Here is a 25,557-nt window from a genome sequence, read left to right as displayed (position 1 = left end):
TCTCGCAAGGGGGGTCGGCTTAGGGGCAAGGTCGAACTGCGATGGGTCGCAGCGGGATGTCAGGTGTGGATAGTCTTTCGCCGTGATCCACAGCAACCGAGCGGCGCTGATGATTTTCAGCGAGACTCACCCGGCAGGCGTCCTATCCGACCTGATCGAACTTGAACCCGATGAGGTGTTCGAGAGACGGGGCCTCTTCCTACCCGGCGACGAACACTCTGGAAGACGAACGACGTCGGTATGGGGTGTCACGACTCCAGTCGAAGCAAGAGATGATCCCATCGGGTACGGAGCCCTCGAGTGGATCGTCAACCGCTTTGAAGGGAAAGGGCCGATTCTGGCCCAACTCGCTGCCGACTACGACGTCGACCTGTCGTGGTGGGGGCAAACCGATCACTGGGAGAAGCGAGTCCGAATTCCGGCGAGCCTGATGGCGAAGGTGGCATCCCTTCGTTGCCCCTTCACTTTGACGTTCGCACCAGTCGACGCGAAAACCGGCCGCTACATCAACGACGTTGATGACATCCTGTAGCGCTGGCCACGCCGGATAGACCGCTCCTCTGCTTCCCTTCGCTGGTTGTCCGTAAGACCTTCCCGGCGAACGTCGGCCGAGACGACGGAGGCCGAACCCTGAACGTACGAGGGCACGGCAACTCATCACCGGATCAGACTCACGGCCTTAGGATCCGGCCCTTCTTGGTTATGAGCCGCATTTCTTCGGTAGCAAAGGAAAGGCTGATTCCCTCGGCGTGGTGGCTGACTTCGAGGGGAGGCTGAGTGTCTGGAACTTCGACGTCGAGCCAATCGTCTCCGTCAAGCGAGTACTGGGTTCCCCAGGGCTCAAGGAAGATGCTGAGGGGCTCCCGATCGAGACTGTCTACTCGAATGCGCATGCTCATCAAATTAGCGGTCTTTTCTCCTGCCGCCATGCCCCGAGCAGACGGAGTGCTACAGGACGCTTCCGCCCCCTCCCGGGAACCTGCACCGTGCACCGCAACGAGCGTCTTAAGTCTGGGCGGGAGGATTAGACAGCGGACAAGACCTGATCATTTCTAAGTGACCCAAGTTGTCGACGCAGCCCCCATGGCGGTCGCGCTTAACTTTCGAGGAGCTCAACCGGCACGGGCAGACCGAGTAAGACGATAAGCCGCTGCAGAGTTTCCTCCACAAAATCGTCAGCTGGTTCTTCTTCTAACGCCTCGGCCAGCAGAGGTCGGATGTCGGCGGCTGATACCGGGGTGCCCGTGACGGCTTTAGCCCAGGTCGCCAATCCCTCGGCCTGCGCGTCGAGATCGACATCTTCACTGGCGGTCGTGTCCTCGAAGTAGTCGCGCGGTTGAAACCCCAGATAGGTCAGACCTCCCGCAGCGGGGCCTGGCTCATAGGTGATGGACGCAAAGTCGCTGTCGTGGACCGAGGCGGAGAGGAACGTCAGAGCTGATGGGTGTCCCGACTCGTCCGGTTCATCCTGAACCGACCAATGACCTTCGGCGAATATGAACGTGGCGAACATGCCCATCGCGGCGCCCTCCTTCTAGTGATCTAGGGGATGTTGCGAGGTCATTCGAGGCATGAATGACGAACCCATCGTAGGTGGCAAGGGGCGGTGACAGCTCGTCTCAGTTGCGGACGTTCATCGTTCCTTCATCGGCGCTTCGTGATCCTCGAACTGGGGCCTGCTACTTCGCACCGGGGCTCCTACGATCGCTTTGACGTGATCCCATGGATCGACCCGGACAGGATGCCCCCTTCCTGGCAAGACGCTGTACCGAAATGAGCGAAACATGACGCCCAGACCCTCACGCACAGTTCGCCGCGCCGTGGTCATCCTCACCCTGACGGCAGGCACGTTGACACTGCTTGCGACCGGATGCGCCAGCGCCAAATCGCCCGAATCGAGTGCAACGGCCTCGCTAAGCGCCCACGATCTCTCGGGTGCGTCCTACAAGTCCACCGGCGGGACCGACAAAAGCGACAACGTCTCGTGGCTGCAATCAAAGCCCCTCAAGCTCGCCTTCACTGAACAGAACGGCGTACTGACGGCAGTCCTGAACACCCCGTGCAACACGGTGAACGTGCCCGTCGACGTACAAGGCCGCAGCCTGGTTCCGGACACCACCAGGATGGCGTCCACGGCTATGAGTTGCGCGGGCGAAGCCGGCTCCCAGGAGCAATGGGCCACCGCGTTCATCAGTAAGGACATGACGGTGTCACGCGGCGCCGGGACCCTTACCCTCTTAACCGATGACGCCGAAATCGACTTCGAAAGCTAGCTCAAGGGTGGACTGACGCGTTGTACTGCGCCGCGGCTCACCCGGGACGCTCTCTGCCGAATGAGGGATTCTTCGAATTTGCGACGGTGGCTCGAAAGTCTGACCGTAGAAGGTTCCCCAACGCCCGCGCATTCTCGTTACTAGTACCCCCTCGAGAAGCTAATCGCGCGCGATGTCGGTGGCGGCGTCACGCTGCTCGGCATGCCATTTTCGGAGGACCGTGCGGTACTTGCCGAGCGGCTTTACGTGCTCCACGGCACGGCGTTCGGCGTCCCAGCCCACGATGCCGGCCGTATGCAGCGCCGACCACATGTCGATCACGTCGCTGACGGTGGAGACGCTAAGTGGAGGCACCGGATCGGTGCGCAGGTACTCCGCAGCCGAGTCAATTGTGAATTCCTCGCCGCCAAAGAAAACCACGGGAAATCTCACCTCGATCAGGTCATCAATGCTTACGTCTGAGTGATCGTCTGCGTAGCGCTGATAATTCCAAATCGCGACGTTCGGTCGATTAGCCGTGGCTCGTCCGGCGAGAGTTCCAGCTGCGAGCGAGGACGAGCCGGGACGTTCGGCATCAAGTCGCGCCAAAACCGCCAAGCGCTCTTCCTCCGGCATGCCCTCGATGTCCACAATGACCATGATTCGCCGTCTCGCCGCGCATCACAAGACTCGCAATGCATCCTAAGGGGGAGCTGCCGCGCACGATTGAGGTTCCCGGTCGTGCGGGGTTCAGCCCGGATGGTGAAGGTCCGACTTGCGGGCCGATCGTTGACTGAGACGTCAGTCCGTCTTCGGGACCGCGTAGCGCCTCACCCTCACGCCTCCGCGGAGCTCCGTGGAAAGAAGGGTCGCTCCATGGTGCTCCAGCGTCCCGATGGACGCCTCATTGTCGTCACGACAGATAGCAATTAACGGGTCGATGGTAAGGCGAGCAGCATGCGTAAGCACTTGCCCGAGCGCCCACGTAGCGATGCCTCGCCCTCGGGCTGAGGGGCGGATGCCGTAGCCGACGTGACCCAATTGCGTCACGCGTTCATCATCGAAAGCTCGGAGCGCGATGCCGCCCACCACACGCCTGTCCTCGATGATCCACCAATGCAACCCACGATCGCGCTTCAGAGCACCGACCCACACACGGAAACCGTCCTCGGTCTCGACGTCGTCGTGCGCGCTGATACCGAAGCCGTCTTCGTGCAGACCAGGCCCCCACTCACGATGCGCTTCCGCCCACGCCGCGAATATCATCACCTGTGGTTGCAGTAGCTCAAGCACACTCCAGTATCCCAGTGGCTGTCTCGATAACCGTCCGGCTTGCGGACGTAGTTGCTCGCCAGGAGACGACCTGTGGTTGGCTCAGGTCAAGTCGAGGAATATCCCAATTCGTGTCGTTGCTCTGTCCGGAGTCCACACTTGTGGCCGTTGTCGGCTCGCAGGTGCTGACATCGGTGGCCGGCTGTAGCGAGCACCTCGGTACGGATCCTGGGCAAGTCGGGCGGGAGCCGCCGGACCCGGTTTGAGCCCTGCCAGTTGGGCATGGTCGTTCCTCCCCGCGCGTGCAGCACCATGCGCGAGCGCGTCGGGGGTGAGCGCCTGCACGCGCGAGGCGGGCACGCGCTCGCGCGGGCGGCCGTGCGCGGAAGAACGAGTGCTAGGAGCACGAGTGCCATGAGCACGGGTGCCAGGTCAGCAGGGATGCCGGGTAGCCGCCCCGAGTACGAGCAGGCAAACGCTCGGGACGGCCCGGGGGTCCAGTGGACGCGAGGTCCTCCTCGTTTTGGGGTGTCGTGAAGGTTCCTCGGGACCGATAGTTTCCTTTCCTATGAACAGGATCGGAACCCGAACCGGATCGCTGATCGCCCTCACAGTGGTGGCGGCCGGGCTACTCGCTGGATGCTCGTCGACGTCAGACGACGCCACGAGCGTCAGCGCCCCGAAGGCGAAGCCGGAGAACAATGCTTGCGCAGAGGCCAAGGCTAACCTCGTCGCCGGTGCGGGAGCCTCGGCATCGTCGAGCGACGCCGCGCACAAGGCCCTCGCACGCGCTGCACAGAGCCCGGACTATTTCCCCCAGGCGGCAACCGCCTTAAGCGAGGCCTCAAATGACTCCCGCACGGTGGCCGGCAATTACACGGCACTCGCATCGCTCACGAAACCTGACTATGCGGCCGCCGCTACGACTGCGGCCGCCAAGCTAACGGCGATGGCTAACGCGAATGACGACCTTGAGACTGCGATGGACAACTACCAGTCGACATACGACCTCCAAGCCGTGACCGATGCCGCAGACGCGGCTCAGCAGGTTCCTCTCGACGCAGCGTCCGCAGTGAGTGCGGCTACTGACATCAACGACAGTGAGAACATCTGCCAATAGGGGAGTCGGCCTTGCAGTTGGCGGTCTAGTAGTCGGACTTATTGGCCATCTTGCGACGTGGCAGACGAGGGCGATGCCACCGAGCAGCAGGCAGAGTCGGCGTGGTCCTCCTGTGACGAGCCTCGGCGTCCGCAGGGCGTCCCGCTTCCGGGCGGCCTGTTGAGATCGGATCGGTTCACGACCGCCTGTGATCCGGTTCGATGACCGATCAGCCTGGGGGAACGAACTTTCGCCGGGGGAGCTGGTCCTCGGGCCGCCGATTTGTGGGGTGTAACGACCTGAGGCTCAGTGGTGGAAGAGCCTCAGCCCCGTCTGCACGTGAGTTATCCCGAGGATGCGCGCGGCGTCGACGACCTCGGCGGTGCGTGTCGAACCGCCGGGCTCGACGATCGTTGTGACACCGAACTCGCCAGCGTGCTCGACGTTATCGCGGAACGGCAGGTAACCGTCTGAGGTCATCGTCACCCCGTCAAGCGTCGCCGTGTGGGCATCGCGCCACGTCGGGTCGTCGTACTGCGCGCGTGCCTCTGTGCCGAAAAGCTGTGTGAACTCCTCGAGCTGCCCCCTGGTCATCTCGTGGCCGGCGAATCGGATCTGCCAGTTGAGGCGATCCTGCCGCCCCATGCCGACGACGGAGGCGAGGCCGTCGACGAACGGGTGCCGGCGCAGCCACCAGGTGCGGGCCTTCGACCCGGCCAGACGAACGCAGTCGACACGGTTCTGCTGGCCTGCCCCGATGCCGATCGCGGCTCCGGCGCGGGTGAAGACGACCGAGTTCGACTGCGTGTACCGAGCCGTCAGCAGGCCTAGGATCGCGTCGGTGCGCGTGGCGAGATCGAGCGACCCGTCATCGGGCAGCGCGAGTGCAATGTCAGCGGTGTCGCGATCCTGCTCGATGGTCACACCGTGGACGTCTCGCCGCTCTCGCCCACGAACGCCAGGCAGGATGTCATCCGCTTCGAGCACGAGGAAGCTCCCGGACCGTTTCGCACTCAGTTCGGCTGCAACACCGTCCTCGTAGCCGGGCGCGATCACCGCGTCGCAGATGACCGTCCGGAGAAACTGGGCAGTCTCCCGATCGACCGGGCGCGACAGCGCGACGACGTCGCCGAACGACGACTTGGGGTCGGCGTCTCGCGCACGGACGTACGCCGAGAACATGCTCGTAGGCGCGACCCCTTGGACTCGCCAGAGGTCGGCGGCCACGGTGTCGACGTCACCGGCGATCGCGGCTCCGGCGGGAGAGACGTGTTTGAAGGATGTAGCGGAGGGGCGGCCGGTCGCTGTGTCGGCCTCGCGTACGAGGGCGAACGCGTTAAGGGCGTCGAGGTAGTTGATCACCGACGGTTCGCCGTTGATCACCCGCGGGCCGACCCCGTCGAGAATTCGTGCCTGCTGGTGGGGGTTCATGCCGTAGCGCATTGGGGCTCCTGTCCGTGCGGAAAGAAGACACCCAGGCGGTCGATGTCAGTCGCATGCTCCACGCCGGTGACCCCGGCCGCGCCAGTCGCACCCTCAATCTAATCGGTGCTCACCGGCGACGCGTAATTGGCCGGTAGCCCGCCAACACAGGTCGCACTCCGTCCAAATGATCAAGGTATTGAGCCACCGCGGGCCCATGCCCTATGCCGACGCTGTGATCGCGATCCGCATGACCTATGGACCGGCTCTGGGTAGAGCCGGCGTCATCTAGCGCCCGATCACTTCTAGCCAGAGCCCCGAGCCAACGACAGTCGTCGTTAGCTTTCGTGTTTTCCGGGAGGCTTCTGGTGCGGTCTTGCTCTCTCGGCCACCGTGAGGAGAGACCATGACCGACCCGCTCGAGATCCTGCACCCCATCCGCCGCACCCCCGACGAGGTCATCGGCGAAGAACTCCACTTCGCGCCGTCTCGACAGCCGATCGATTATCGTGCACGCCGCCGGTCGAGCAACTTCTGCAACCAGTTCCGCTCACCCTTCTGGCGCGTGATGCCGATGTAGTCGAGGACCCCGCGCAAAGTCATAGACGGAGCCTACGATCGCGTCTCGAACACTGCACGGTGCACGCGGGCCAGGTCCGGTACCTTTGCAGCCGAACAGGTCCGAAATTCTCACGCTGGGTGGGAGGGCACATCATTCCTAAATCCATACCCTCGTGAGGAAGCCGCGATGTCACGACCCAGCAAGGACGCTCGGGAACCTCGCTTCACGCCGTGGATCGTCCCACTCCGCCGGATCTTTCCGTGGTGGTACCTCGTCGCCTGTGTCGTGACCTTCGCAGTGACTCTTATCGTGGACCCGGCCGTTTCCGCCGCGGGAGCATTCTGGGGTCCTGCCATTGGTGTGGCCATACGAGATCGCCAATTCACCGCGTACCGCCGACAAGGCAAGGGACTATCCCTCTCAAGACGGGACCTGATCGGCCCATGGTGGCTAGAGCCACTGGCCGCTCTCTTGTTGACGATCTTCTTCGTCGGCATCAGCTTTGCGCTGGGATTCGTGTTCGGCGGTACCCCTGTCTCGTTGCGCTGGACGGGCGTGTATCTGATGGCAACAAGCCTGGTCACTTTCGGCATTCTGCTTCTCATCATTCGAGGGCGCAGGCGAAACCGACCTAACGCTGACCGGACGGCCACGCCATCTCAATAGGCGTTCGACCATGGGTCGCCGAGGCGACAGTCAAAGAATCATCCTCAGCAGGAGCAAATCGCCGTGTGCGTCGGCGATCTCCCTTTCGCGGGTGGCCTCAAATCCAAGTTTCTCGAGTACTCGCAGTGAAGCGGTGTTCCATTCTCGAACCGTGGAAGTGAGCTGCCGATAGCCGATAGCCCGCGCCTGTTCGATTACCTCCTGTGAGGCCTCGGTAGCAAATCCCAGGTTCCAGAACGTACGGAGAAATTCGAACGCTAGTTCCGGCTCGTCTGGGAGACCGACACTGTTCGGGATGAGCCCGCAGTACCCGACAGGCGACATCGCGCCCTTAGGTTGCACAACCAGGAGGCCAGGCGCTGGCACGGGCTCATAACTGCTGAGCCAGCTAGTCAACTCGGCAACGGTAGGACGACCATCAGGCGTGATCCGACGGTGGGCCGGGACGCGTTTGTCGCGTTCCTCCCACAGCTTCCGATGAAACCGTGCATCGGTCATCCGCCACGGCCGTAAGTCGAGGCGCTCCGTCTCGAAGACAACCCCCGGCGAAGATGCCTCGTTGCGATCCATGAAGCAAGTATGACCAGGCAACCCGAACTCCGTTGCGCACAAACTTTGACTTCGTGACGTAGCCCTTTTAGCGCTGGACTAAAACGCGCGGATCAGGTTCCCGGTCAGGTCAACTGAGGCCAGGACAGGGAGCACGTGCGACGTACGCCAAAGAGTTACCGAAGCAGGCAAGACCGAAAAGGGTCCGCAACCCGTTCTGTTGCGGACGGGTGATCAGTCGAGCTCCTACGATAAGCGCGTGGATCGTCAGAGACTTCCAGCACGGCACCGGGTGGTCGCGGTCGCTCTGCCGTACACGGTCGCATTCGACCTCGCGATTCCGGCGCAAATATTCGGCCACCCAGCGGTCCAGGACCGCTACCAGTTCGACGTCTGTACGCCTCAGCCGGGGCTCGTGCCCACGTCGACGGGCTTTGGCATCGAGGTCCTGAACGACCTCGGGCTCCTTGATGTGGCGGACACGGTCATCGTGCCGGGATTCCACCGCAGCGAGCCGCTGGATGATGCAACCGTGGCTGCATTGCAGTCCGCCGTCAGCCGGGGAGCGAGAGTGGCATCCATCTGCATCGGCGCCTTCGCCCTCGCAGCCGCGGGGATTCTTGACGGACGTCCCGCCACGACCCACTGGCAGGAAGCCGACCGCCTGCAACACGACTACCCCCGGGTGCAGGTCCGTCCCGACGTTCTATACGTCGACACCGGGCAGATCCTGACAAGCGCCGGCCTCTCCGCCGGCATCGACCTGTGCATTCACATGGTCCGCAAAGACCACGGCGAGGCTGCGGCTCTCGCGGTCGCCCAACGCATGGTCGTCGCTGTCCACCGCTCTGGCGGCCAAGCGCAATACGCCCACCGCGCCCTCCCCGAGGACGGGGGCCTCGGGCCAACCCGCGAATGGGCCATCACGAACATGCAACAACCCCTGACACTCGACCGTCTTGCCCGCCACGCCGGAATGCCCGCCCGGTCCTTCTCGCGCCAGTTCGTCGACGAGGTCGGCGACAGCCCCATGCGGTGGCTTCTTGCCCAACGCATCCGCGAAGTCTGCCGCCTGCTCGAAACCACGGACTTATCCGTCGACGACATCGCGGCCCACTGCGGGCTCGGCAGCGCTTCAACGCTGCGTACCCACTTTCATCGCTCCATGGCCACGACGCCCAGCAACTACCGCGCCCAGTTCCACGGCCAAGATTCCCTCGGGCGTGGCTGAAAGCCAGCGGCTACTGGCCAGAACCACGATCGTCCGCCGTCGGGCCGGCGCTCAGGATGGTGTCATGAACAACTCTGAAGCACTTCGAACGGCTAACACCCAATTCGCACAAACGGACCTTAAAAAGGGTGTTCCCCAGATCCCCTTCGTCCCGAACAAGCAGGTCTATGTGATCACCTGCATCGACCCGCGAGTGGATCCCAGCGATGTCTTCGAACTGACCCTGGGTGACGCGATCGTCGCCCGAAGCGTGGGAGGGCGAGTGACTCAAGCCGTACTCGACGACATGGCCTGGATCAGCTACCTCCACGAAACCAAAACACCGGACGCCGACTGGTTCGAGGTCATGGTCATGCACCACACCGATTGCGGTTCCGGCCTCATGGCCGACGCCGAGCTCCGCGCTGGCTTCGTCAAGCGCGGATTCGACGGCTCCACCCTCGTCGCGACCGCCGTCACCAACCCGGCCGACACCGTTCCCGGCGACGTGAACCGCATCCTCCAGGACACCCATCTCTCTGGCGACATTCGTGTTTCCGGCTGGAGCTACGACATCCACACCGGGATCGCGACGCAACTCGTCGCGCCCCACTGCAGGAACGGCCAGGGCTAGTCCGTGGCCGTCCACTGTAAGGCCCGGACCCAACCGGCTTCCCGTTGCTGTGTAACTCTGCCGCAACTGACGCGCAGTGACCGTTCCACTCCGAACGTTGATCGGCGTGCACGAAGAGCGTCCGGCCTGCAATCAAGCCCTGTCGCGTAGGCATCGCGTCCGTCGTCATTGCCTAGTGGCATCAGATAACCTGCCGACGTGATTCACCTCAAGCCAGCCGGCATCGTTTCGACGGTCGCCGTTGGCTCCTACGCCAATACGTCTCACCCCGTTGCCTTCGTTGTCCCCTTGATTGTCATCCTGATAGCGACTGCGGTCGCGGTAACTGTCGGCATGCGATGCCGACGGAAATGACGATGGGGAGCAGCAAGAGCATGCTTGGTCGCGGTCATCTCGGTCGCGCGTGGCCGTAGGGCGTTACCGAGCGCGAAAGGGACTGCACTCGGCCTCACTGTAAGCCGAATTCTTGGCCCGACCTCTCAAGACGGGTCAAATACATCGAGCACATAGATCCCGAAGCCACGGAGCGTCTGTATCCATGACCTCGGTTAGTGACTCCAAAATGCTGACAGTCTCGGGAAGTACGCTCCCATCGGCGTCCCTTAGCCTGAATCCACCGATGTTTCTGGGGTGGGTGGGGTCGCGGGGTGGGTGAGCGTCGGGGTGCGGGTGGGCGCGGTGAAGCCTGGGGCCTTGCTGCCCTGATCGTTCCACTGTTGGTTCCTAGTCGCGCCGTGATGGCTGGTCGGAGGGGTTGATCAGCGTCGGGGTGGCCCTGTCGTGTGAGCGAACAGCGCGGTCCAGGCGGCCTCCCAGGGCCAGGCATGGGGCAGGTGCAGGCGGATGCGGCGTCCGGAGGACGCGACCCTGCCCGGGACGGTGATCAGTTTCCGGCGGATCGTGGCGGTGGTCGCTTTCGCCAGGGCCTGCCCGGTGATGGTGGCGGCGGCGCGGGTGAGGTTGAAGGCGATGACGGCGAGGACCAGCCAGGCGGCGTTCGCGGTGAAGATCCCCGACGGCAGGTGCGCCAGGGCGGAATGCTTCAAATCGGCGTTGACCTGCTCGATGATCGCGTGCCGGCGGTGCACCTGGTCCGCGGTCACCGTGTCCAGGGCGCTGGTGGTGAAGAACGCGTGGAACCGGTGCGTGTCAAAGAGCGTCGGATGCTCGAGATCTTTCTTGTTCAGCTCCGGGATGCGCCGCACCACGAGCCGACCTGGGGTGTGGTCTTTCTTCGCCCTCGAGGTGAATGCGGTGAAGGGGACCTCGGCGACTTCCGCGTGGGAGATCAACGCGCCGGTGTCCTCATCGATGATCGCGTTGGGGTATTCGATCGGGGTCCACGCGTTCTCCGGGATGGTGGCGATCGCGCGTTTCACGGCCGGATCTTGCCGGGCCGTGACCGACACCGCCGCTCCCGCTTTCCGGGCCGCGTTGATGGTCGCGAAGCCGTAATAGGCGGAGTCCGCCCGCAGCAGCACCGGGGCCGTCGATGTCCCGGGGAGTCTTGTGACGGTTTTCAGGGCGTCGGCGACGATCCGGGCAGCACCGCGCGGCGATCCGGACGCGCCCTTCCGCAACCGTTGGGTGATGATCACCGGGGCGCTGGTGTCGGTGGACACGGTCGCCAGGAGTGCGTTGAGGCCGCGGACCTTGGAGTATCCGAACCCGGCGCCCTGCTTCTGATGCCCGTGCACCTCGATGATCGTGTCGTCCACATCCACGAAGACCATGCCTGCGCCGGAGGGTTTCGGGACAAGGGGTGTTTCCCGGGCGAGGCCCACGAGGAGCCGGGAGGCGACGGCGTCGAGTTGGCGGACATGCCCGAACGTGAACTCCCGCAGGAACGATCCCAACGTCGACGGCGCATAACAGGCGGTGAAGAGCTTGCCCGTGCCACCGTGACGCAGCAGCGCCATGTCATCGATCGAGTCCGCACCGGCAACCATCCCCGCCACCAGGGAGGAGACTTTCAACCCGGCGTTGGCACCCTTGTCCGACGGAACCGTCAACCACTGATCGGCCAGGCTGCGAAGACCGGCGGTCTCGGCCAAGCGCATGACCGGGAGCAGCCCGGCGGTCGACACGAGATTCGGGTCATCAAATGACGCAGCAGCAGTCCTGGCGGCGTGAGAAACTTGCACCTGCGAGATGCCTTCCTTATCGGGCGAATAGGACTCTGAACAAGCTCTATTTTCCCTGATCAGAAAGGCATTCTCCGTTTAACGCGCCGACCCCAACTAAACGTCCATCGGTGGATTCAGGCTTAGCTCTTCCCCGAGTTGCTCGATCAGGAGACCGAACTCGTCGTGCTTGAGAAAGTGCGCCAGCTGCTCTATCGACGAAGGTGCCAACGGCGATTGCGCGAGTGCGAGACGCCGCTTGGCCTGCGCTCCGACAAGACGAAAGTAGAGATCCCGGAAGTCATCCATACGGCAGAACAAGATGCGGCTCAGGCGAGCCGATATCCTGACTTAGTGTGGATCGATCGCGACAACAACGAAATCAGCACTATGGCTGTTGAAATGCCGTCACGGCATGTCGACCCGAGTCTGCTGAAGCGCCTTGCGGGCGCTCCCACTTCTTGGGTTGAGAATAGCGGCGACCTGTTCGCGGATCTCATGGATGAATGCCACGATCAGATACTGATCGATGCGTCGACGCTTCACGATGACGAATTCGTCATGCAGCCCCTCCCAGCCTCCGTGATTCTGCACGACGAGCCGGGTGCCGACCTGGACGACCTGATCAGGACGGCCGTCATGTCGGTCCCAATCAGGTGGAGGCTCGACGTCGCCAACCTGCTTTTCAACCTCGTGGGCTAGCAGGTACTTCCGATCCAGGCGCACGGACCAGTAGCCGTTGCGCCGCGGGCAGGCGCTGGGCTGTCCCGCACGACGATGTTCTGCGGACGCTGGCCTTGAGGGCTCTGGCTTCCGAAAAACTTCCCCGACGTGACACCCTGCTGTATGCGACAGTCCATCCTCCGGTTCCTCGGCGTCTCAAAGCCAACCCGGGGGCGCGCTAACAAGCCGCCTGTCTACTACTTTGCGGTAGCAGTCATGAGCGTCATCTTCGCGATTCTTTGCCCGATCTGGGGCGCGCCCCTATGGACGACCATCGTCTTTATCGTCCTGGCTGTTGCTCTCCTGGCTGTATGGACCTGGCTGAAAATTCCTAAGCGATAACAACTTCGATCGTCGCGGAGTGGGATCGGCAGTCTCGAGTGTCCGCAGGCCGTGCCTGGGCGAATACCATCGTGGGCGAACGCTCGGGGCCCGGCTTGCGCGCGGGGTCAGCAGGTTGTGCCGCTCACCGCCGACGGCAAAACATCGGCCCAAAGGTTCACTCGAGTGCACGTCCACGCGGCTGAATGGAAGATGACAGTCTGGCCTCATGGATGAGAAGCCGAGTCGTGCGCGACGTGCTCTGGACTACATAGGCATCACAGAATCGCCAGTCGACAAAGCGGCGCGCACGACAAAGTCCCGCTCCTGGTGGATTTGGACCCTAGCGACCGCAGTCGCAGTTGCTATTGTCATCGTCGTTCTCGCCGCTCTGCACATCCTCTAGTCAACTTGGGTTTCCGACCCGATTCGTCCGGAACTGGTTCCGCACCGAGACGTTGACATACGCGTCGACGCGCGAGTTACCTAGCAGTCGTGAACTCGGAAAGCCAAGACCCAAACTCAGACATCGTCATCCAGCAGCTACGACTCACCAGACGGCTTGGGGTCGGAGCCGGTGTCCTCGTAGCTCTCGCTGGAGGGTTCATCATGTGGCAGGGGACCTGGAACTCCCCGGGCTGGCCCTGGTTCGGCATCGGAGTCCTAGCCGCACTCTTCGGAATCGTGTCGGCGATTCGCATTCCTCGCTCACGCGTCATACTTCGTCAGGACGAGATGGTTGTTTACGGCCAGTTGTGGTCACGGACTGTTCCTCGCGAGTCGATCACGTCGATTACGCCCTGGCCGCTTGTGAAGTGGACCGACTCTCGCGGCCGAGAACATTCCACGCCGGTCACCGCATTAAACGCCGGCGGAAGAACTCTCTCCGCATTTGCCGAGCACGCACTTGAGGTCCGGAACAGCCTGCACGAGTGGGCAGGAGTCGGCGGCGCCTCATCAGACGATGCACGCTAACCGTTCCTCCGTGGCCAATCAGGGGCGGGGCGCCGCCACTTTCATGACGTCGCCCGAGTCGGGATCAGTGAGTGGACGTGGACGCGAACCTGGCGTGCTCGATGGTTCGGTAGACCGTCGTCCATGGACACTCGCGAGAAACGCTGGGGACCTCGAAGTCGCATGTCGCGATTCGTAATCGCCGCGCGGGCATGCAAAATCCGATGCCAGCAGAGGTCGCCATAGACTTGGAGAGTCGTCGCGTAAATGTCAGGCCCGCCGACCAGGCCGATCCTTCGATAGTCAAGAGGCAGGAGAATTGGACATTGGATGCTCGGGATCGTTTTCGCGACATGCTCCGCCTCGATGTGGCCCCAGCACTGCGTGAATTGGGCTTCACCGGATCGGGTCTCGACTGGCGCAAACGAAATGCGCACGCTGATTGGGCGATCATCAACGTCCAAAAATCCGCCTGGGGCGACGGCGGATCGGTTGATGCCTACGTCAACTGGGTCTGCCCAGGGTTTGGTTGACACCTGACCTGTGAGGATTCGTTCTCGCTGGAAGGACGTCAATCATGGCAAAGGCATACCCGAGAGAGTTCCGCGACGATGTCGTGGCCGTGGCCCGGAAGGGCCAGTCACCGTTAAAGCAGATCGCGAAGGACTTCGGGATCTCCGAAGGATGTCTGCATGGCTGGATGAAGAAGGCCGACATCGAGGACGGCAATCGTCCTGGCGTCACCGAAGCCGATCAGTCGGAGCTGCGAGAGGCGCGGAAGCGGATCCGGCTGCTCGAGCAGGAGAACGAGGTGCTGCGGCGCGCGGCAGCGTATCTGTCGCAGGCGAACCTGCCGGGAAAATAGTCTTCCCGCTCGTCCGTGAGATGGCCGCGGCCGGCGCCCCGATCAGGGTGCCGGTCAAGGTGGCGTGCAGGGTCCTGGGCCGATCAACCCAGGGTTATTACAAGTGGTTGCGGGATCCCGTGTCCCGGAGGGACTGGGACGATGTTCATCTGATCGACGTGCTGCCGGACATTCATGCCGACGATCCGACGCTGGGGTATCGGTTCCTCGCCGACGAACTCTCCGACCAGGGCGCGACTGCGAGCGAGAACCGGCTGTGGCGCCTGGCGGCCATCGCCGGATTGCAGGCCTCCCGCCACCGAAGGCGCGGTAAGGGCAACAAACCCGGTCCCGCAGTCCACGACGACCTCCTCGGCGTCGTCCACGACAGGGGCCGAGTGACCCACGACTTCAGCATCGTCGCAACGGGACCGGACCAGGTGTGGTTGACCGACATCACCGAGCACTGGACCACGAGCGAGGGCAAGCTCTACCTCTGCGCGGTCAAAGACTGCTGGTCGAACAAGATCGTCGGCTACTCCATCGACACCCGCATGAAATCGGCACTCGCCGCCGCGGCCCTTCGGAACGCGATCACCCTCCGCGCCCCGACCGGCACCATCGTCCATTCCGACAGGGGCAGCCAATTTCGTTGGAAGAAGGTCGTCCGGCTTTTGAAGAACAACGGCCTGCGTGGCTCGATGGGCCGTGTCGGGTCCTCGAGCGACAACGCCGCGATGGAGTCGTTCTTTCCCTGCTTCAGAAGAACGTGTTGAACACGCGCCGGTGGAACACCCGGGAGGAACTGCGCCTCGCGATGGTCGTCCGGATCGAGACGAAGTACAACCGCCGCCGGCAAAGGCCTCTCGGGAAGCTCACCCCGGGCGAGTTTGAGACAATCTACTCAGCCGCACACGCGGCGTAGGAAACACCCACCCCCACTATCAACCAAAGTCTGGGCAGACCCTGCTGAGTACTGCCCGGACAGTGTTCCCTCCCGCGTCGCCAGGCTCTCAGTCCTCGTGAACTTGTTCCTTACGCCACCTGTCGAACTGTTATCGCCATCGTGAGGCCGGGAGGATGGAACCTTTCCCGGGTTCGTGACACTACCTGGCAAAGGGACCCTTTGCAGTTGTGCTGTGGCCGCAAGCGAGAGGGGGGACGTCACCGTCGGACCATTCGACACGCACGCACGCAAAGCACCCCACGACCATGAAAGACACTTCATGAAAAGAACCGGCATGTTCCTCGCCTGCGCCGTCATCGCCCTGACGATGGCCGGCTGCTCGACGACGCACACCTCCACCCCTCCCACGTCAACCGACTCGAAACAGGCCCTGGCGACCACGACGCCTTCACCTACGGTGTCGAAAACAACGACGACCGCAGCACCAACCCCGTCCACGGCAAGCACCGTGCAGCCATGCCCGACCTCGAGTCTGACCGCGACCGTCATCAAGCACCCCCTTCCGGGCTCGACTCCAGGAAAGAACAACCAAGCGTTGGCCGTCGTCCTGACGAACAAGGGTCCGGCAACGTGCACCATCCAGGGCTACCCGGGGGTGTCCTTCGTCGGCCAATCAGACGGTACCCAAATCGGAGCGGCGGCAGAGTTCAACAAAGCCCCCAAAGGCGCGACCCTCACCCTTGCCACAGGACAGAAGGCCCTCGCTCCCATGTCCTACTTCGGAGCGGCTAACGTCGTCCCCAGCGCCTGCCAGATAACGACCGCAGACGGTTTCCGCATCTACCCGCCAGGCCAGAAAGCGTCACTCTTCGCCGCATACCCGGGCCTGGACGCATGCGCCAAAACCACCGACGACCTCCTCCAAGTCTCCCCCTTCCAAGCCGACTGACAAGGCTGACACGGGCAGCGTCATCGAGACGCACCTAGGTGTCACAGACATCGAAACCCACGTCTGCTGTCTTGGGGTGTCTGATTCATCTAAGCCGAGCCCTCCCACGCCCCAGCACCCAAGGGTTCCCTTGGGTGAGGCGTCTCAAGAGTCACCTGCAACTGTTCGCGGATTGCCTGAGATCCGGGGCGACGACGGGGAGTCACCCGTGTTGACTCGATGGAACCTCCGGGGGTCTTGCGACACTATCCGGTAGAAGAAGGTTTTGGACGAGGGGGCCGGGTGCTGTGAACGAAGCCACTGACGAAAAGGCGGTGTGGGAACGCGTTCGGCGAGGTGATGCGGATGCGTTCGGGGTCGTCTTCGACGAGCACTACGGCCGCGTCTACGGTCACGCCCTGAGGATGTCGGAGTCCACTCACGACGCGGAAGACACCACGGCGATCGTGTTTCTCGAAGCCTGGCGACGCCGGGAGGCGGTGCGTGTGGTCAATGGTTCGGTGCTGGCGTGGCTTCTTGTAACGGCGACCAATGTCGCCCGGAACGGCAGGCGCAGCGCACAGCGAAAACGCGTTCTGCTTTCCAAACTCGTCCCGTCGGAGTCATCTCCCGACCCTGCGACGGAGATCCTAGAACGGCTCGATCGCACCGCGCAGGACGCCTCGCTTCGAGCTGCCTTCCGTCGGCTTTCCGTGGCAGACCAGAGAGTGCTGGGGCTCTGTGTGATCAATGATTTCTCGCTGACAGCCGCCGCCGAAGTCTTGGGCGTCCCTGTGGGCACGGTCAAATCGAGGCTGTCCCGCGCCAAAGCGCGACTTGCGAAGGCCGCGGCCGAGATCAACCCGCACATCTCAACCCCCACGTCGTTGGGAGAGGTGAAATGAACGAGATCCCAGAACATGACCCGGTTCGCCGCGCAGCAATCCGCAGCTTCGTCCTCCAGACGGCTCGAGACACACCGCAGCCCCGGCCCCGGAGGGTCACGCTGATCGTGGCCTTAGCTGCCTCCGTTCTCGTCATCGGCGGGGTGGGCACGGCGGTCGCTGCCACGAACGCGAACCACACCGGCCGCGGTGACGTCCAGGTTGCGCCCACGATCGATTCCACGGCACCCGCCGAACCCGTCCCCACTGCGACACCGGGCGCGCCCGCCCCCGCTGGCACCCCCACTCCGATTCCTCCGCCCGCCCCGACCATGTGCTCCACATCCCAGTTGTCAGGAGCCGTCGGCCCGATCGGCGGTGCTGCCGGAACCGAAACGACCAAGCTCATCCTCACCAACACTGGACAAGTCGCCTGCACCCTCCAGGGCTGGCCCGGCGTGTCCTATGTGGGAGACGGCAACGGAACGCAGATCGGACCGGCGGCCACCTTCGACCGCACTCAGGCCGCACCCACCGTCACCCTGCAACCAGCAGGCCAAGCCTCCGCCCCGTTGAGAATTTTCGGAACCAATGGCCCCGATTGCGGAATCACCCACGCCGACGGATTCCGCATCTACCCTCCCGGACAAAAGGCATCCCTGTTCGTGAAGTCCCCAACGATCGCTGCATGCTCGACATCACCCGATCTGGAGGTCGGCCCGCTGAACTGATCAAGCCTCAACAGCACAAGCAAGCACCGGACGCTCGCTCACCGCGGCCAGGACAGGCGGCAAATACGAGCAACACTGTGACGATGGAGAGGACTCGACCCGGACCGTGCAGAGAAACAGTCCACTACAGATTCCCCCAGGGTCGCTCGTCGTCAATGATGAGGGTTCCCTCGTCGCGCAATCTTTCGGAGCCCCGGACGGCGCGAGCCAACGAAAATGAGGCCGATCCGTATCGCCTCCAGGCGCTCTTCTGCAACTAAAGAGAAGGTCCCGTGAAAACTCACACCGCCCCAGAGAAGACCTCGGTCAAGGCGCCAGCTGCCAGCGGCTCACACCCCGCCGAACGCCCCCGCCACCCCGCCGAACCGGAAGTGACGGTGGAAGACCGCGAACAGCACCACCGGCGGCAGCATGATGAGCAGCGCCAGCACGGGCGAATGACCCGACGTCTCGAGACCGATGGCGAGAGAGTAGTTCTGCTCGGACCTCAAGAACACGAACGCCACGAGGTAGTCGTTCCACGCGAACAAGAACGACACCAGAGCCGTCGTCAGCACGGCGGGCAGCGAGTTTCGCAGCACGATGCGCAGGTAGGCGGACGCCACCGAGCAGCCGTCGATCCAGGCGGCCTCCTCGAGGCTGACGGGCACCCCGTCGACACCCGACGACATCAGCCAGACGGCCACCGGCACGCCCGCGCCGATGTAGACGAGGGCGACGCCGGGCAGCGAGTCGACGAGACCGACCCGAGCGAAGAGGATGAACAGCGGCACGATCGCGAGCACGAGCGGGAAGGCCTGCAGCACGAAGACGACGAGCGCGTAGCCCGACACGAGGCGCGATCGCCCGCGCGACAGCACGTAGCCGGCCGGGGCGCCCACGAGCACGCAGACGGCCGCCGTGCCGAGCGAGACCGCGAGACTGTTGCCGAACCACGTAAGGCCCTCGCCCGAGACGAACGGCACGAACTCTCGAAGGCTCGGGGCGTGCCCACCCGGCAGGATCACCGCGCCGACCGTCACCGCGATCGGCACGAGCACCAGGGCGGTCACCACGACGAGCACGCCGAAACGCGCCCAGGCGCCTCGCATCCTGCCCCCGGTTCTACTTGCCGGAGGCGGCTGCGGGCACGGACTTGAAGACGTCGGGGTAGTTGCTGAGCGTCGTCCACCGGCTGGCCGGCCACGTGATCACGGACGCCTTGCCCACGATGTCCTTGATCGGCACGAAGGCCGTGGCGTTCTTGTTGATGTAGTGGTACGACGAGTCGGCCGACTGGTAGCGGTTGTCGCCGAGGACCCAGACGTCGCCCTTCGGCACCGTGATGTCGTAGCGGTCCTTGTCCGGCTCGGCTGCCCCGCCGGGAGGCACGTCGATGTAGGGCTCTTTGATCGCAACCCCGTTGACCTCGATCTCTCCCGAGGCGCTGCAGCACGACACGTGGTCGCCGGGCAGCCCGATCACGCGCTTGACCAGGTGGTTGTCGCTGTCCGCGGTGCCGAGGCCGACCACCGTGAGGGCCGACTGGATGCCGTGGACCACGGGGTTCGTGGAGGGCGTGGTGACCGGCGTCGGCGTCTCGCCGTCGAGCCAGCCGCCGGGGTCGGTGAAGACGATCACGTCGCCGCGCTTGAGCGGCGAGAGGCGCGGCACGAGCTCGTTGACGACTATCCGGTCGTTGATCTGCAGCGTGTTCTGCATCGACACCGACGGGATGTAGAAGGTGCGGAAGAGGAAGGTCTTGATGCCGAACGAGATCAGGAGGGCCGCGATCAGGATGATGACGAGGTCGCGCACGAAGCGCAGCGGGCCATTCCTCTTCGACCGCCCGCGCCTGCCTCTGGCGTCCGCTCGCGTGCGCCCGTCGACTGTGTCCGTCACATCCTGCCCCTGTCTTCTCGTCGATCGTACGGGACCGCGGGGCTCGTGCCCGTCACCGACCCGGAAGGGGGTTTGCACCTCGACGAACGTGCCGTCCCAGAACAGCGCGGCCCGCCCGGCCGGGGCCTTGCCCTGCAGCGACCGAGGCAGCGGTGCCCCGAACGTCTGCGTGCCGTTCATGGCGTTGGAGGCCGAGAGCAGGAGGCCCTGGCGCGCTTTCTTCGCCTCGGGGAAGAGCCCGCGGAAGAGGCCGCCCGCCTCGTCGACATGGGTCGACAGGACGAAGAAGAACGAGTCGCGATCCGCCAGCACGGCCGTCTCGATGGCCGTCTCTTTCAGGGCCTCCACGTCGTCCACGATCAGCGCGATCGGCCCACGGCCCACGGTGAGGGCGGTCTCGACGAAGGCTGCCAGCTCGGCCGACCCGTCGGACGCCTCGGTCACCGTCGGCACGCCGAGTCGGCGCGCGGTCTCACGGAGCGGCGAGTCGCGCAGGGCGATCGCCACGACCGGGTGCTGGTCGGTGACCAGCTGAGTGAGGATCGACGCGAGGGCGGTCGAGCGGCCTGAGCGCCGTTCGCCGATGACGACGAAGCCCCGCGAGCCGACCACGTCGACGCGGTAGCGCGACAGGGTGTCGCCGCCGACGCCGATGTCGAGGCCCTCGGTCGTCGATCCCGCAGCCAACGGCAGGTCGGTGATCTCGCCGAGCTCGATCTCGCCCGGCATCACGTCGACGCGGAAGGCGCGGCTCGCACCGCTAGCCGTCGTCTCGAGCGGAGACGTCGAGCGCACCTCGTCGACGACGGCGCGGAAGGTGGCCGCCTGCGCCTCGCCGCTCGGCTCGCCGGGCAGCAGGGCGAGCTGCACCTCGCGAAGCGGGGTGCCGAAGAAGACACGCCCCGGCCCGATCTCGGCAGGCAGCCCGCGCGTCGGCAGCCCGGCCGTGCGGTAGTCCTCGCGGTCGGTCAGGGGCAGCACGTAGCGCGTGTCGATGAAGCCGGACACCTTGTCGTTGATCAGCGAGCGGTCGCCGCCGAGCAGCACGCGGACGCCGACCGCCGGCCCCTCGCGGAGGATCCGCACCATCTGCTCGCGAAAGGCCACCATGTCGTCGGGGCCGAGGTCGGCGGCGAGGCGCTCCCAGCCGTCGATCACCACGGCGACGTAGGCGAGACGCTCGCGCTCGGGCGACCCGGTGGCGGCCCGGTGCTCGCGGATGTCGCCGTACGAGTCGCGCGCGAGGATCGTCTGCCGCCGGCCGACCTCCTGCTGCAGCCGCACCACGAAGCGAGCCAGGCGCCCCTGCTCGAGCGGCGTGATCACGGCGCCGGTGTGCGGCAGCGCCGCCATCGGGCCGAGGCCGCCGTTGCCGTAGTCGATGCCGTACAGGTGCAGGTCGGCGGGGGAGTGCGCCATCGCCAGCTGCGCCACGAGCGTGCGCAGGGTCGACGTGCGGCCCGAGCGGGCACCGCCGACGAACGCGAGGTGCGAGTCGGTGGCGATGTTCCAGGCGAGGGGGCGCTGCGCCTGCTCGGACGGCACATCCTCGAGGCCCAGGATCACGGCGCCCGGCTGCACCGAGCCCGTCACGTCGTCGAGGCTCAGGAGGGTCGGCAGCGGTGCGAGCCACGGCGAGGGGTTCTTGGCCACGCCGAGCTGCGCAGCGGCCTCGGTGACGACGGCGACCAGCGCGCGGAGGTCGGTGTCGTCGTGGTCGACCGGGCCCGTGGCGACGCTGCGCCTCGGGAAGACGACGGGGGCGCCGACGTCGCGCCACGGTCGCGACAGCACGCTCGGCGCGGTCGACGTCGCGTGCACGACCCCGGGGCGACGGCCGGCGACGCGCGCCGTCTGGAAGGCGGCCGGGGCGGCCCCCACGCCGCGGCGCGCATAACCGCGACCCGGCGTCGAGCTGCTGATGAGAGCGGCCTCGCCGCTGCCCAGGATGTCGGTCGAGTCCGCCTTGTCGGTGACGCGCAGGGCGACGCGCAGGTTCGTGTTCGACTGCATCTCGGGCGTGATCGCACCCGAGGGGCGCTGCGTGGCGAGGATGAGGTGGACGCCGAGAGACCGGCCGACCCGCGCGATCCTGACCAGGCCGGTCACGAAGTCGGGCAGCTCGGTCTTGAGCTCGGCGAACTCGTCGATCACGAGCACGAGCCGCGCCATCCCTCGCGCGGCGGCGGTGACCGGGTCGCGCTCCCAGGCGGCGTCGGCGTCCTTCGCCCCCATGTCGCGCAGCACGTGCTCGCGGCGCTTCAGCTCGGCGTCGAGCGACTCGAGGGCGCGCTCCGTCTCGCGGCCGTCGAGGTTGGTGACGAGGCCGACGGTGTGCGGCAGACGCTCGCAGTCGGCGAAGGCCGAGCCGCCCTTGTAGTCAACGAGCACGAAGGTGAGCGCGTCCGGGCGGTTTGCGAGAGCCAGTGAGACGACGAAGGTCTGGAGGAACTCCGACTTGCCGGCGCCGGTGGTGCCGGCGACGAGCCCGTGCGGGCCGTCCTGGGCGAGGTCGAGGGCGAACTCTCCGTCGGCTCCTGCGCCCACCACCGCCCGTGTCTCGCGCGGCGAGTACGACCAGCGCGACACGATCGGCTGGGGGTCGTCGAGGTCGACGCCGACGAGGTCGACGAAGCGCACGGCCTGCGGCAGCAGGTTGTCGTCGCCGACACCGCCGACGTGAACCAGCGGGGCGAGGGCGCGGGCGATCGTGTCGGCCAGTTCGGGCGACACGGCGTCGACGAGCACGCGCGGGCTCGAGCCTGCGGACGCCTCGAGCCGGGCCAGAGCAGGCTCCGCCGGGTCGACCAGGATCTCGACGCGCGACTCTTCGGGCAGCCTCGCGCGCTCCTCCTCGAGCGCCACCACGCTGATGCCGAGGCTCGGGCCGTGCTCGAGCAGCGCCACCATGCCCGGCAGCGTGCGGTAGGCGCGGGCCTGGTCGATGAAGACGACCACTTGCTGGTCGAACCGGGCACCGGCCTTCGCCTGCCGGGCTGTCTGCCGCGCCTCGAGCAGAGCCGTGAGCTCTCGCAGGCGGGCGAGACGGGTGTCGGAGGTGTTGCCGATGGCGGCCAGCGCCTGGGCTGCGCCGTCGGCGTGCGGCAGCCACCGGACGAAGCCCCAGTCGGACTCCGCATCCTGATCGCAGAGCAGCACCAGGGCGAGGTCGCGCGGCGAACGGCTCGTCGCCAGCGTCACGACCATCGAGCGCGCGAGCCCGGTGGTCACGGGCCGCGGCCCGGCGATTCCGACGACCCCGTCGGCCAGGTCGACGGTGATCGGCGACGGCGACACGCCGGCCGCGTGGTCGTCCCCGCCGGCGGGCCTCGACCGATAGCCGTCGAAACTCGCGTCGAGAGGCACCTCGCCGACCCCGATGCGCACCCGCAGCGCGTCCGCCTCGGTCACGCGGCGCTCCCAGAGGCGCGACGTCGGCGTCGTGGCGACGTCCGTCACGGCGACGGGGCCCGGGTCGGCCGACCACGCGGCGACCCGTTGCTCCTGGGTCAGCGCGGCGATGCGCGCCTTCGCGTCGACGATCTCGCCCTGCCACTTCTCGACCGTGCGCTTGCCGCTGCGCTTGGCCGTGCGGCGACCCGTCACGTTGTTGCCGATCACCATCAGCGGCGACGCGGCGGCCATCAGCAGCATGATCGGCTGCTTGAAGGCGAACGCCATGGCGACGCCGATGACCACGGGCAGCAGGGCCGAGAGCCACGGCAGCGGCGTGCGATCCGAGGCGCTCGGCTTCTCGCCGGGCATCCGCACCGTCGGCCGGTCGGGCGCCGTTCGGATGCGCGAGGCTCGGTTGTAGGCGATGCGGCCGAGGCCCTCGGGCGAGACGTCGGCGTCGCGGCGGGGCTGCACGCCGATGCGGATCAGGCTCGCACCGAGCTGGACGACGTCGTCGGGGGTGACGGTGACGGGCCCCGTGATCCTGTCGCCGTCGACGACCACGGGGGCGTCGCCGGTCGGGGTGACCGTCATGGTGGGGGCTTCGGCGGCCGTCAGCGAGGCGTTGCCGCGGCCGACCTCGAGGGTGGCGTGCAGGCGCTCGAGCGCGGGGTCGACGATCTGCAGCAGAGCCTCCGGGCCCGAGCCGACGGTGATGTCGGCGCCGGCCGGCAGTGCGAGCGTCTCACCGGCGAACGGGCCGCCGACGACTTCGAGCCGCACGGTGCCGGGCGCGAACGGGGCGGGCAGGCCCGGCGAGGCCTGGCCCCGCGGCAGGCGCACGCCGCCGAGCACTCCGGCCCGCGACACCTCGAGGGCAGGATCCACACCGGGCGCCACCGCGTCGGCCGGCAGCTGGAGCGCCGTCGCGAGCTCGCCGACAGTCATCGTCGGTTCGCCGTCGAGCACGAGGTCGTGGTGATCTCCGGTGGAGTCGGGGCGAGGTGCTGAGAGGCTCAGGCGCACGAGCGGACTCCTTCGGTGGGGCGGATGGTCGGTTTCGGTGTCGGTGTCATCGGTCTCATCCGGCTTCGACCTGCAGGGGAGCGATGACCGGCACGCGGTGCGAGGCCGGCCCGGCCTCGACGGCGGCGGAGGCCCGGGAGGCGGCGTTCGCGCCCACGGCGACGAGTACCGTGCCGACGGCCTGGTCGCCGCTCGACCGGGTGAAGACGTGATACCCGAACTCGTCGACCCCGCTGAAGCCCTTCGCCGGCGTGTAGACGAACGAGCCGTCCATCGTGCACGTCACGGTGCCGTGGAAGGGCGTGCCGCACGACGTGAGGATCGCCGGGTGCGTCTTCTCGACGATGTCCTGCTTCATCGCGTTGCCGGTCGCGCGCACGACAGTCGCGCTGCTGTCGTGCACGGCCTTTGCCGCCACCGACGTCGCGACCATCGTCGGGGCGTGGCTGCGGCCCGGCACCACCGTCACCTTCACGTTCGCCTTGGAGGTCTGCTGGCCGAACCGGTCACGCAGGCGGTAGTGCAGCGTCGCGCGCCCCGAGAAGTCGGGCGCGGGCGAGAAGACGACCCCGGTGCCCGAGAAGCGCACCGTGCCGGCTCTCGACGGGCTGACCGACCCGCTGCGGAACTGCGGGGAGGCGCTGGCGCACGACTGGCAGGTGTAGCGGAGCGCCGTCCACGGCACGGTCGTCGGCGTGCCCTGCGGCAGGGGATAGCGGTATGTCGTCGAGGCGGGGATCTGCAGCTCGGGGGCCTCGAGCGACACCGTGTAGACAGTGGTCTTCGCCTGGCCAGCGACGGTGAAGGCCACCGTCACCTTCTGCTTGCCCTGGCCGCGGTCGAAGTCGGTGGCCGTGAACGTGATCTCACCGTTGTCGCAGGTGAGCGTCACCAGGTCGGGCTCGGCGCCCCGCGGGCACGCCGTCACAGTCCAGCCGGCAGGGATCTCGCGGGTGTCGCTGCCGAGAAAAGACAGCGTGATCGCCCGGTCGGAGGGTGTCGCAGCGAGGGCCGGCCGATTCGCAGCCAGGCCCCACGAGGCCAGCAGGATCACGACGACGAAGGCGATGAGGGCGCGACGGCGACCCGAGGCGGAGACCGTCGCACGACGCACCGGAAACCCCCATTCCCCCTGATCAACGAACCCCCGTAGGTTAGCATCGAGGGCGTCCC

The 25,557-nt window shown here is 65.6% G+C and carries 22 protein-coding genes and 1 pseudogene; 14 read left to right on the top strand and 9 right to left on the bottom strand.

Annotated features, from left to right (window positions below; translation table 11 throughout):
• The first annotated feature begins 82 nt into the window (after window positions 1-82).
• Window positions 83-532: a hypothetical protein gene (locus AX769_RS13935; RefSeq protein WP_066280435.1), complete on the top strand. Its 450-nt coding sequence runs from the start codon at window positions 83-85 to the stop codon at window positions 530-532.
• A 564-nt stretch (window positions 533-1,096) separates the two neighbouring features.
• Here AX769_RS13935 and AX769_RS13925 read toward each other — a convergent pair.
• A complete protein-coding gene (locus AX769_RS13925; RefSeq protein WP_066280429.1) occupies window positions 1,097-1,519 on the bottom strand; it encodes a hypothetical protein in 423 nt (140 codons plus the stop codon).
• A gap of 265 nt (window positions 1,520-1,784) precedes the next feature.
• Here AX769_RS13925 and AX769_RS13920 point away from each other — a divergent pair, with 265 nt between their 5' ends.
• Complete coding sequence (locus AX769_RS13920) at window positions 1,785-2,273, top strand: META domain-containing protein (RefSeq protein ID WP_082763822.1); 489 nt, start codon at window positions 1,785-1,787, stop codon at window positions 2,271-2,273.
• Window positions 2,274-2,432: 159 nt separating this feature from the next.
• On the opposite strand, the gene AX769_RS24060 is transcribed toward AX769_RS13920, so the two are convergent.
• On the bottom strand, window positions 2,433-2,912 hold the full coding sequence (locus tag AX769_RS24060; protein WP_157887629.1) for a hypothetical protein: 480 nt from the start codon (window positions 2,910-2,912) through the stop codon (window positions 2,433-2,435).
• 141 nt (window positions 2,913-3,053) lie between these two features.
• Window positions 3,054-3,392 carry a GNAT family N-acetyltransferase gene (locus AX769_RS26055; protein WP_369824102.1) on the bottom strand — a complete coding sequence of 113 codons (339 nt, stop codon included), beginning with the start codon at window positions 3,390-3,392 and terminating at the stop codon, window positions 3,054-3,056.
• Here AX769_RS26055 and AX769_RS25300 point away from each other — a divergent pair.
• Both AX769_RS25300 and AX769_RS13905 read left to right on the top strand, forming a co-directional pair.
• Window positions 3,285-3,536: a hypothetical protein gene (locus AX769_RS25300; RefSeq protein ID WP_239451794.1), complete on the top strand. Its 252-nt coding sequence runs from the start codon at window positions 3,285-3,287 to the stop codon at window positions 3,534-3,536. The genes AX769_RS26055 and AX769_RS25300 overlap by 108 nt on opposite strands.
• A 556-nt stretch (window positions 3,537-4,092) precedes the next feature.
• On the top strand, window positions 4,093-4,644 hold the full coding sequence (locus AX769_RS13905; RefSeq protein WP_066280419.1) for a hypothetical protein: 552 nt from the start codon (window positions 4,093-4,095) through the stop codon (window positions 4,642-4,644).
• Between the two features lie 285 nt (window positions 4,645-4,929).
• On the opposite strand, the gene AX769_RS13900 is transcribed toward AX769_RS13905, so the two are convergent.
• Window positions 4,930-6,066, bottom strand: coding sequence for a hypothetical protein (locus tag AX769_RS13900; RefSeq protein WP_066280417.1), 1,137 nt, complete (start codon window positions 6,064-6,066; stop codon window positions 4,930-4,932).
• Between the two features lie 385 nt (window positions 6,067-6,451).
• Between AX769_RS13900 and AX769_RS24055 the strand changes: the two genes are divergently transcribed.
• Together AX769_RS24055 and AX769_RS24050 are read left to right on the top strand one after the other, a co-directional pair.
• Entirely contained in the window at window positions 6,452-6,625 is a 174-nt protein-coding gene (locus AX769_RS24055) for a hypothetical protein (protein WP_157887628.1), read from the top strand.
• Window positions 6,626-6,892: 267 nt separating this feature from the next.
• Window positions 6,893-7,273, top strand: coding sequence for a hypothetical protein (locus AX769_RS24050; RefSeq protein WP_157887627.1), 381 nt, complete (start codon window positions 6,893-6,895; stop codon window positions 7,271-7,273).
• A gap of 30 nt (window positions 7,274-7,303) precedes the next feature.
• On the opposite strand, the gene AX769_RS13895 is transcribed toward AX769_RS24050, so the two are convergent.
• Complete coding sequence (locus AX769_RS13895; protein ID WP_066280415.1) at window positions 7,304-7,843, bottom strand: GNAT family N-acetyltransferase; 540 nt, start codon at window positions 7,841-7,843, stop codon at window positions 7,304-7,306.
• A gap of 238 nt (window positions 7,844-8,081) precedes the next feature.
• Between AX769_RS13895 and AX769_RS13890 the strand changes: the two genes are divergently transcribed.
• Entirely contained in the window at window positions 8,082-9,053 is a 972-nt protein-coding gene (locus AX769_RS13890; RefSeq protein ID WP_066280413.1) for a GlxA family transcriptional regulator, read from the top strand.
• A 64-nt stretch (window positions 9,054-9,117) separates the two neighbouring features.
• Window positions 9,118-9,666: a carbonic anhydrase gene (locus AX769_RS13885; RefSeq protein WP_066280407.1), complete on the top strand. Its 549-nt coding sequence runs from the start codon at window positions 9,118-9,120 to the stop codon at window positions 9,664-9,666.
• Between the two features lie 758 nt (window positions 9,667-10,424).
• Here the strand turns inward: AX769_RS13885 and AX769_RS13880 are convergent.
• Window positions 10,425-11,810: an IS1380 family transposase gene (locus AX769_RS13880; RefSeq protein ID WP_066280405.1), complete on the bottom strand. Its 1,386-nt coding sequence runs from the start codon at window positions 11,808-11,810 to the stop codon at window positions 10,425-10,427.
• 138 nt (window positions 11,811-11,948) lie between these two features.
• Here AX769_RS13880 and AX769_RS24045 point away from each other — a divergent pair, with 138 nt between their 5' ends.
• The 6 genes and pseudogenes from AX769_RS24045 (at window position 11,949) to AX769_RS24035 (ending at window position 18,081) form a co-directional block, all read left to right on the top strand.
• Window positions 11,949-12,491, top strand: coding sequence for a hypothetical protein (locus AX769_RS24045; protein WP_157887626.1), 543 nt, complete (start codon window positions 11,949-11,951; stop codon window positions 12,489-12,491).
• 1,649 nt (window positions 12,492-14,140) lie between these two features.
• Window positions 14,141-14,320 (top strand): DUF4304 domain-containing protein, encoded by a 180-nt coding sequence (locus AX769_RS24040; protein ID WP_157887625.1) that lies wholly within the window; start codon window positions 14,141-14,143, stop codon window positions 14,318-14,320.
• Between the two features lie 44 nt (window positions 14,321-14,364).
• A pseudogene (locus AX769_RS13855) lies at window positions 14,365-15,556 on the top strand (IS3 family transposase).
• A 301-nt stretch (window positions 15,557-15,857) separates the two neighbouring features.
• Complete coding sequence (locus AX769_RS23135; protein ID WP_082763820.1) at window positions 15,858-16,487, top strand: DUF4232 domain-containing protein; 630 nt, start codon at window positions 15,858-15,860, stop codon at window positions 16,485-16,487.
• Between the two features lie 287 nt (window positions 16,488-16,774).
• The gene (locus tag AX769_RS13845) at window positions 16,775-17,371 is read left to right on the top strand and encodes an RNA polymerase sigma factor (protein WP_239451793.1); all 597 of its coding nucleotides are present in this window, start codon (window positions 16,775-16,777) and stop codon (window positions 17,369-17,371) included.
• A 329-nt stretch (window positions 17,372-17,700) separates the two neighbouring features.
• On the top strand, window positions 17,701-18,081 hold the full coding sequence (locus tag AX769_RS24035) for a DUF4232 domain-containing protein (protein WP_157887624.1): 381 nt from the start codon (window positions 17,701-17,703) through the stop codon (window positions 18,079-18,081).
• Between the two features lie 329 nt (window positions 18,082-18,410).
• Here the strand turns inward: AX769_RS24035 and AX769_RS13840 are convergent, their stop codons facing one another.
• Genes AX769_RS13840 through AX769_RS13830 form a run of 3 tightly spaced genes read right to left on the bottom strand, consistent with a single transcriptional unit; the run spans window position 18,411 to window position 25,498 of the window.
• The gene (locus AX769_RS13840; protein WP_066280389.1) at window positions 18,411-19,172 is read right to left on the bottom strand and encodes a carbohydrate ABC transporter permease; all 762 of its coding nucleotides are present in this window, start codon (window positions 19,170-19,172) and stop codon (window positions 18,411-18,413) included.
• Window positions 19,173-19,185: 13 nt separating this feature from the next.
• A complete protein-coding gene (gene lepB / locus AX769_RS13835; RefSeq protein WP_066280386.1) occupies window positions 19,186-24,384 on the bottom strand; it encodes a signal peptidase I in 5,199 nt (1,732 codons plus the stop codon).
• A 55-nt stretch (window positions 24,385-24,439) separates the two neighbouring features.
• A complete protein-coding gene (locus AX769_RS13830) occupies window positions 24,440-25,498 on the bottom strand; it encodes an Ig-like domain-containing protein (protein WP_066280380.1) in 1,059 nt (352 codons plus the stop codon).
• Window positions 25,499-25,557: the final 59 nt, after the last annotated feature.

Origin of the sequence: Frondihabitans sp. PAMC 28766 (genome assembly GCF_001577365.1) — a bacterium.
Classification (GTDB): domain Bacteria; phylum Actinomycetota; class Actinomycetes; order Actinomycetales; family Microbacteriaceae; genus Frondihabitans.
The sequence above is the reverse complement of the archived record's forward strand: the minus strand, read 5'-3'. Positions and strand labels throughout refer to the sequence as shown.